The following is a 7,307-nucleotide window of genomic DNA, read 5'->3' on the forward strand; positions in this document are numbered from 1 at the left end:
CACTTGCCCCGGCGGGGCGCCTTTTCGGCGGCGAGCGAGCGGCGCAGGGCCTCGGTGATATCCACCACGTTGTCGGCGGGCGGGGCGGCGTCGGCCATTGCCGCGGCGGTCTTGCGCGGGCGCGGGGCTTTTTTCTTGCGCGCGGCGATCAAGTCCAGCAGGCGGGCCTGCACCGGGTCCTCCACGAGGTCGTCGGACCAATCCAGCATCTTGCCGGAAATGAGCTTGCCGATCAGCGCCGCGGCGTCGCGGGAGGGCTTGGGCGCCTCGGCGAGGTCGGCGAAATAGGCGTCCTGCGGCCGCACCTCGTTGCCGAAATGCAGGGTCCAGAGCACCAGGCCCCGGCCCTCCGGCCGCAGCAGCACCGCGCGCTCGCGGCCGTAAAGCACGAGGCGCGAGACTGCGGCGGTGGCGGTCGCGGCCATGGCGTCGCGGATGACGCAAAAGGCCTCCTCGCCCACCTTGTCGGCCGGGGTAAGGAAATGCGGCCGGTCGTACCAGATCCAGCCGATGCTGCCGGCGTCGACGAACCGGTCGATGTCGATGGTGCGGGTGCTGTCCAGCCGCACCGCGTCGAGGTCGCCGTCCTCGAGCAGGACATAGGCGTCCTCGCCCACCGGGTAGCCCTTGACCTCGTCGTCCTCCTCCACCGGCTTGCCGGTTTCGGCGTCGACATAGCGGGCGGAGACCCGGTCGCCGGTCTTGCGGTTGAGGGTGTGGAAGCGGACCTGGCCGCTGGCGCTGGTGGCCGGCATCATGGCGACCGGGCAGGTGACGAGGGACAGCTTGAGATAGCCGGTCCAGAAGGCGCGCGCCGCCATGGTGTAACCTCCGACCCCAGGCCGCGCAGCCGCGCGGCCGGTTCCGCTCCGATCGACGAGAGGCGCGCTTGCACGGCTTCGGGCGCCGCCGCCGCGGGCACCCGCCCTTGGCACTTCAACGGGTTATCGCAGGGCTGGTTCCGCGCTCAGCGGCGCGCGTTCAGCTCCGCCTCGTCGAGGGTGCGCGCCTCGTCGGCCAGCATGATCGGAATGCCGTCGCGGATCGGATAGGCCAGACGCGCCGGTCGCGAGATCAGCTCCTGGCGTGCGCGGTCATATTCCAGCGGCGCCTTGGTGAGCGGGCAGACCAGGATTTCCAGAAGCTTCGGATCCACGTCCTGGCCGGAGCGCGGGGGGATGGCCATGTGTCTCAACCTTGTCTCGACCCTGGTCTTTCAGGCGATGAAGCGGCGTCGGCGGCACCATAGACGCCGCCGGGCGCCGCTTCACGCGTGTTTTTGAAGGCCAGGCGCGGCCTCATTCGGCCGCCGCGCCGAGCGGGGCGGGCTTCACCCAGCGCAGCACCGGGGCACGGGCGGCGCGGGTCTCGTCCAGGCGCCGGCGCGGGGCATAATACGGCGCGCCGAGGAAGCGCGCCGTGTCGCCCGCCTTCGCCGCCAGCGCGAGGTCGCGCAGGGTGGCGATGAACAGATCGAGCGAAGCCTTGGATTCGCTCTCGGTGGGCTCGATCAGCATCGCCCCGTGCACCACCAGAGGGAAATAGACCGTCATGGGGTGGTAGCCCTCGTCGATCAGCGCCTTCGCCACGTCCAGCGTGGAGATGCCGGTGCCCGCGAGCCAGGCGTCGTCGAACAGCGCCTCGTGCATGGCCGGGCGGTCCGGGAAAGGCACGCTGATGAGGTCCTTGAGGCTGGCGCGGATGTAGTTGGCGCTGAGCACCGCATCCTCGGACGCCTGGCGCATGCCGTCCGCCCCGTGGGAGAGCATCCAGGCGAGCGCCCGCACGAACATGCCCATCTGGCCGTGGAACGCGCTCATGCGGCCGAGCGCTTCCTCGGCGCCCGCCGCGCCTTCGTCCTCGACAAGAGCGAGCGTGCCGTCTTGCGCCACCACGCACGGCACCGGCGCGAACGGCGCCAGAGCCGGCGAGAGCACCACCGGCCCCGCGCCCGGGCCGCCGCCGCCGTCGCGGCGTCGAGAAGGTCTTGTGCAGGTTGATGTGCATGGCGTCGACGCCCAGGTCGCCGATGCGCACCTTGCCGAGGATGGCGTTGAAGTTGGCGCCGTCCGCGTAGAAATAGGCGCCGGCCTCGTGCACCGCCGCGGCGATCTTCACCACGTCCGGCTCGAACAGGCCGCAGGTGTTGGGATTGGTGAGCATCAGCGCCGCCACCTCGGGCGAGAGCGCGGCCTTCACCGCCTCCACGTCCACCGTGCCGTCGGCGCGGGCGGGGATGGAGCGCACCTCGTAGCCGATCTGGGCCGCGGTGGCGGGATTGGTGCCGTGGGCGCTCTCGGGCACCACCACGATGCGGCGGCGGCCCTGGCCGGCGGCCATGTGGGCGGCCTTGATCGCCATCATGCCGCACAGTTCGCCGTGGGCGCCGGCCTTGGGCGGCAGCGCCACCGCGGCCATGCCGGTGAGTTCGAGAAGGTAGCGCGACAGCTCCGCCATCAGCGCCAGCGCGCCCTGCACGGTGGAGACCGGCTGCAGCGGATGGATGTCGGCGAAGCCGGCGAGACGCGCCATCTTCTCGTTGAGGCGCGGGTTGTGCTTCATGGTGCACGAGCCGAGCGGGAACAGGCCGCTGTCGATGCCGTAATTCATGCGCGACAGGCGCACGTAATGGCGCATGGCCTCGGGCTCGGAGAGGCCCGGCAGGTCCGGCGCCACCTTGCGCTCCAGCCCGCCGAGGCGGGCGCGGAAGTCCGGCGGCTCGGGGATGTCCACACCGGTCACTTCGGGCCGGCCGATCTCGAAGATCAGGCCCTCTTCCAGGTCCAGCCCCCGGTTGCCGGTGAAGGTGGCGGGACCCTGGGAACTGGTCCCGGTGGTGGGGGCGGTGGCGCCCCGGCCTTCGCGGTTCATGCCAGCACCTCCTTCAGCGCGGCCGCATAGGCAGCGCGGTCGTCCTCGGTCGTGGTCTCGGTGGCGGCGACGAGGATCAGGTCGTCAAGCCCGGCCTTCGGCGCGAGACGGGAATAGGGCACACCGCCGAGCACGCCCTTCCGCGCCAGCGTCTCGATCACGTCCGCCGCCTTGCCCGGCACGCGGATGGTGAATTCGTTGAAGAAGCTCGCGTTCAGCACCTCGACCCCGGGCACCGCCGCGAGCCGGTCGGCGAGGTCGCAGGCGCTCGCGTGGTTCAGGCGGGCGAGCCGCGTCAGCCCCTCGCGCCCGAGCAATGACATGTGGATGGTGAAGGCCAGCGCGCACAGGCCGGAATTGGTGCAGATGTTGGAGGTCGCCTTCTCGCGGCGGATGTGCTGCTCGCGGGTGGAGAGCGTGAGCACGAAGCCGCGCCGGCCTTCCGCGTCCACGGTCTCGCCGGCGAGGCGGCCGGGCATCTGGCGGATGAACTTCGGCCGTGTGGCGAACAGGCCCACATAGGGACCGCCGAAATTCAGCGCGTTGCCGATGGACTGGCCCTCGCCGACGACGATGTCGGCGCCCTGGGCGCCCGGCGGCTCGACGAGGCCCAGCGACACCACCTCGGTGAACACCGCGATCAGCAGCGCGCCCATCTCGTGGGCCTTCGCGGCGATGGGCTTCAGGTCCACCAGGTTGCCGAACACGTCCGGCGACTGCACGACGATGCAGGACACGCTGTCGTCGATGGCGCAGAGGAGATCCTCCCCGCCCGCCGGCGCCGGCGCCAGCGCCGCCACCGCGTCGTCGGCATAGCGCGAGACGGTCTCGATGGTGGCGCGGTAATGGGGGTGCAGGTTCCCGGCCAGCACCGCCTTGCGGCGGCGCGTGACGCGGTGGGCCATGAGCACCGCCTCGGCGGCCGCGGTGGAGCCGTCATACATGGAGGCGTTGGCCACCTCCATGCCGGTCAGCTCGGCCACCTGGGTCTGGAACTCGAACAGATATTGCAGCGTGCCCTGGGCGATCTCGGGCTGGTAGGGCGTGTAGGAGGTGAGGAATTCCGAGCGCTGGATCAGGTGGTCGACGCTCGCCGGCACGTGATGGCGGTAGGCCCCGGCGCCGACGAAGAACGGCACCGAGCCCGCCGGCACGTTCTTCGCCGCGAGCCGGGCAAGCTGGCGCTCCACCTCCAGTTCGCCCTTGGCCCGAGGCAGATCGGGCAGCTCGCCCTCGCGCTTGTCCTTGGGGATGTCGGCGAACAGGGCGTCGACGGAGGCGACGCCGATGCGCGCCAGCATCTCGGCGCGGTCGTCGGGAGTGAGGGGCAGATAGCGCATGATGCGGGGTCCGCTTTCAGGCCGTCGTGAAGGTGGGATTGATGGTGACTTCGGTGCGCAGGGAATTGGCCACGAAGCATTCCTCGTGGGCCTTGTGATGCAGCGCCTCCACGTCCGCCTGGGTCGGCAGCGTCTCGCCCGAGAACACCATGGCCGGGTTCAGCGTGACGCGGGCGATCAGGGTCTTGCCGCGCTCGTTCTTGCCCATGGCGGCGTCCACGCGGTCTTCGTAGCGCTCCACGCGGAACCCAGCCTTGCGGGCGAAGTCGAGCACGAACAGCATGTGGCAGGAGGACAGTGCGGCCACCAGCGCCTCTTCCGGGTCAACCGCGTCCGACTTCGAGAGCGGCACGCGCACCACTGCGGGCGAGGACGAGGCGGGCACCTCGATGCCGTCGAAGATCCACCGGTGGGCGCGCGAATAGCGCCCGTCGGTGAACACCTGGTCGCCCCGCTCCCACAGGACGATGGCGGCGTGGGATTGGCTCATGGCGGCCTCAGCCCAAGGTCTCGAGGAAGGACTTGTAGGCGTCGGCGTCCATGAGGCCGTCGAGTTCGGTGGGGTCGGCGAGCTTCAGCTTCAGGAACCAGCCCTGGCCTTCGGCATCGGTGTTGACGAGGCCGGGATTGCCCTCCAGCTCCTCGTTCACCTCCACCACTTCGCCGGAGAGCGGGGCATAGACCTCGCTCGCCGCCTTCACGCTCTCGACGACGGCGGCCTCCTTGCCCTTGGCCACGGTCTTGCCGATGTCCGGCAGCTCCACGAACACCACGTCGCCGAGCTGGCTCTGGGCATAGTCGGAGATGCCGACGACGGCCACCGTGCCGTCGACGCGGACATATTCGTGGTCCTTGGTGTAGCGCACGCTGGTCATGGTCAGGCCCCCGGTTCAGGATTTGCGGTGATAGCGCGTCGGCACGAAGGGCAGGGCGACGACCGAGGCGGCCAGCGCCTTGCCGCGCACCAGAACCTCCAGCGCGGTGCCCGGCGCGGCATAGGCCGGCGGCACGTAGCCCATGGCGATCGGCGCGTTCAGGCTCGGCGCGTATCCGCCCGAGGTCACGGTGCCGATGACCGATCCGGCGGCGGCGATCTCGGCGCCTTCGCGCGCCGGCTGGCGGCCCTCGATCCGCAGGCCGACGCGGGTGCGCGCGGTGCCCTCGGTCAGTTCGCGCTGGACCCGCGCGGCGCCGGGAAAGCCGCCGTCGAGACGCCGGCGCTTCTGGATCGACCAGGCGAGCGCGGCCTCGATGGGCGATGTGGTCAGATCGATGTCATGCCCGTAGAGGCACAGCCCGGCCTCGAGCCGCAGGCTGTCGCGGGCGCCGAGGCCGATGGCCCTGACCTCCGGCTCCTCGATGAGGCGCGCCCACAGAAGGGGGGCCTCCAGCGCCGGCACGGAAATCTCGAAGCCGTCCTCTCCGGTATAGCCCGAGCGCGACACCTGCATGGGGAAGTCGTCCACCAGCAGCACGGCGGCTTCCATGAAGCCGAGGCCGAGGGCGTCGGGACAGTGGCGCTCCATCACCATCGCCGCCTCGGGGCCCTGGAGGGCGATCAGGGCGCGGTCCTCCACCACGTCGAGCCGCACCGAGGACGGCAGGCGGGCGGCGATGTGGGCGAAGTCCACCGCCTTGCGGGCGGCGTTCACCACCAGCAGCAGACGCCCGTCATTGGCTTCGCCTGCCGGGCGGGTGACCATCAGGTCGTCGATGATGCCGCCATCGTCGGCGGTGAGCTGGGAATAGCGCTGGCGGCCCGCGGCGAGGTTGAGGATGTCGGCCGGGATCAGCGCCTCGAGCGCGCGGGCGGTGGCGGCGTGGTCGCGCCCCTGCAGGATCGCCTGGCCCATGTGGGAGACGTCGAACAGGCCCGCATGGGCGCGGGTCCAATTGTGCTCGGAAAGGATGCCGTCGGCATATTGCACCGGCATCTCGTAGCCGGCGAACGGCACCATGCGGGCGCCGAGGGCAAGGTGTTCGGCATAGAGCGGGGTCTTGTGAAGAGGACCCGCGTGTTCGTCCGGCTGCGCCATGGAAGGCTCCCGACAGGATGCGCCAAGCTGGCGGCCCCGTGTCCGGGTCCGCGCGGCGCCCCTCTGTCCGGGAAACCTGAGAGATTTCACCGCGCCTCGTGGAAGGGCACGGCTTACTCCTTCGGTGAGCGCATGCCTCCCTGCGCGGAAGGTGCGCTGCTTTCCAGAGTCTCGTCCCCCTGCGGCCCTTTTGCCTGAGCGGTTCCGGGGCGGTTGCGCCTTCGGCGCCGGCTGCGCCCCGAAAGGCCGCCGGTCTCTCCCGCAGGGATCGTCCGATCGGCATCGCGCCACTCCTGATAGGCGAGTCGCGATGCCGTGGCGCAGCATAGGGGATGGGGCGATGGCGTCAATGCGGGCGCCGGGATCACGCCCCGGATGGCGGGCCGCGGCTCGTGCCGGTGCAGCCCTCGGCGCACTTGCGTCGCGCTGAGAGGCCGGCGGGCGACGCGCTGCACATTCCATGCGCGCGCCGCACACAAATTGGTAGCCCTATGTTTGGAAACGCCCTAACGTGTGTCACCCCAAGGAAAACGGATGACCGGACGATGGCAAAGTCACAAGAGCCAGTCACCATCAAGAAATACGCCAACCGCCGTCTCTACAACACGGGGACGAGCACCTACGTGACGCTCGAAGACCTCGCCAACATGGTGAAGGACGGCGAGGATTTCGTCGTATACGACGCCAAGAACGGCGACGACATCACCCATTCGGTGCTCACCCAGATCATCTTCGAGCAGGAGAACAAGGGCCAGAACCTTCTGCCCATCACTTTCCTGCGCCAGATCATCCGATTTTACGGCGACAGCATGCAGATGCTGGTTCCGCGCTACCTGGAAGCGTCTATCGACAGCTTTACCAAGGACCAGGAAAAATTCCGCGACCACGTGACCAAGACGCTCACGGGCACCGCGCCCTTCGTCGGCCTCGACGATCACGTGCGTCGAACATGGAAATGTTCGAGCGCGCCTTCCACATGTTCCTGCCGTTCCCGAAGACCGAGGGCGAGGGGCGGCGTGGCCCCCGGGGCCGCCGGGGCCCCCGGCACCTCCGCTCCGGC

At 69.8% G+C, this 7,307-nt stretch carries 6 protein-coding genes, 2 pseudogenes and 2 riboswitches; of the genes and pseudogenes, 1 reads left to right on the forward strand and 7 read right to left on the reverse strand.

Features of this window, described 5'->3' with window-relative positions:
• The 7 genes and pseudogenes from ku to gcvT form a co-directional block, all read right to left on the reverse strand.
• Positions 1–821 (reverse strand): non-homologous end joining protein Ku (gene ku, locus AC2W7M_RS16260; RefSeq protein WP_486133268.1); only part of this gene is annotated, 821 nt, incomplete at its 3' end.
• A 146-nt stretch (positions 822–967) separates the two neighbouring features.
• A complete protein-coding gene (locus AC2W7M_RS16265; RefSeq protein WP_486133270.1) occupies positions 968–1,186 on the reverse strand; it encodes a Trm112 family protein in 219 nt (72 codons plus the stop codon).
• Positions 1,187–1,298: 112 nt separating this feature from the next.
• Positions 1,299–2,871: pseudogene (gene gcvPB / locus AC2W7M_RS16270) on the reverse strand (aminomethyl-transferring glycine dehydrogenase subunit GcvPB).
• A complete protein-coding gene (gcvPA, locus tag AC2W7M_RS16275; RefSeq protein WP_486133272.1) occupies positions 2,868–4,211 on the reverse strand; it encodes an aminomethyl-transferring glycine dehydrogenase subunit GcvPA in 1,344 nt (447 codons plus the stop codon). Before gcvPA ends, gcvPB begins: the two are co-directional and overlap by 4 nt.
• 16 nt (positions 4,212–4,227) lie before the next feature.
• Complete coding sequence (locus AC2W7M_RS16280) at positions 4,228–4,701, reverse strand: OsmC family protein (RefSeq protein WP_486133274.1); 474 nt, start codon at positions 4,699–4,701, stop codon at positions 4,228–4,230.
• Positions 4,702–4,708: 7 nt separating this feature from the next.
• A complete protein-coding gene (gene gcvH, locus AC2W7M_RS16285) occupies positions 4,709–5,086 on the reverse strand; it encodes a glycine cleavage system protein GcvH (protein ID WP_486133275.1) in 378 nt (125 codons plus the stop codon).
• A gap of 15 nt (positions 5,087–5,101) precedes the next feature.
• Positions 5,102–6,247, reverse strand: coding sequence for a glycine cleavage system aminomethyltransferase GcvT (gene gcvT, locus AC2W7M_RS16290; RefSeq protein ID WP_486133277.1), 1,146 nt, complete (start codon positions 6,245–6,247; stop codon positions 5,102–5,104).
• A gap of 61 nt (positions 6,248–6,308) precedes the next feature.
• Positions 6,309–6,416, reverse strand: a riboswitch (glycine riboswitch).
• Between the two features lie 3 nt (positions 6,417–6,419).
• Positions 6,420–6,519: riboswitch (glycine riboswitch) on the reverse strand.
• A 273-nt stretch (positions 6,520–6,792) separates the two neighbouring features.
• Here gcvT and phaR point away from each other — a divergent pair.
• Positions 6,793–7,307, forward strand: a pseudogene (phaR, locus tag AC2W7M_RS16295) (polyhydroxyalkanoate synthesis repressor PhaR); the annotation flags it as partial.

The organism is Xanthobacter sp. BG11Y11_SDJG, assembly GCF_057364445.1.

Excerpts from the sequence above, each read along its gene's own strand:
- gcvH (WP_486133275.1), bottom strand. The coding sequence starts at position 5,086 with ATGACCAGCGTGCGCTACACCAAGGACCACGAATATGTCCGCGTCGAC.
- AC2W7M_RS16265 (WP_486133270.1), bottom strand. The coding sequence starts at position 1,186 with ATGGCCATCCCCCCGCGCTCCGGCCAGGACGTGGATCCGAAGCTTCTG.
- AC2W7M_RS16280 (WP_486133274.1), bottom strand. The coding sequence starts at position 4,701 with ATGAGCCAATCCCACGCCGCCATCGTCCTGTGGGAGCGGGGCGACCAG.
- gcvT (WP_486133277.1), bottom strand. The coding sequence starts at position 6,247 with ATGGCGCAGCCGGACGAACACGCGGGTCCTCTTCACAAGACCCCGCTC.
- gcvPA (WP_486133272.1), bottom strand. The coding sequence starts at position 4,211 with ATGCGCTATCTGCCCCTCACTCCCGACGACCGCGCCGAGATGCTGGCG.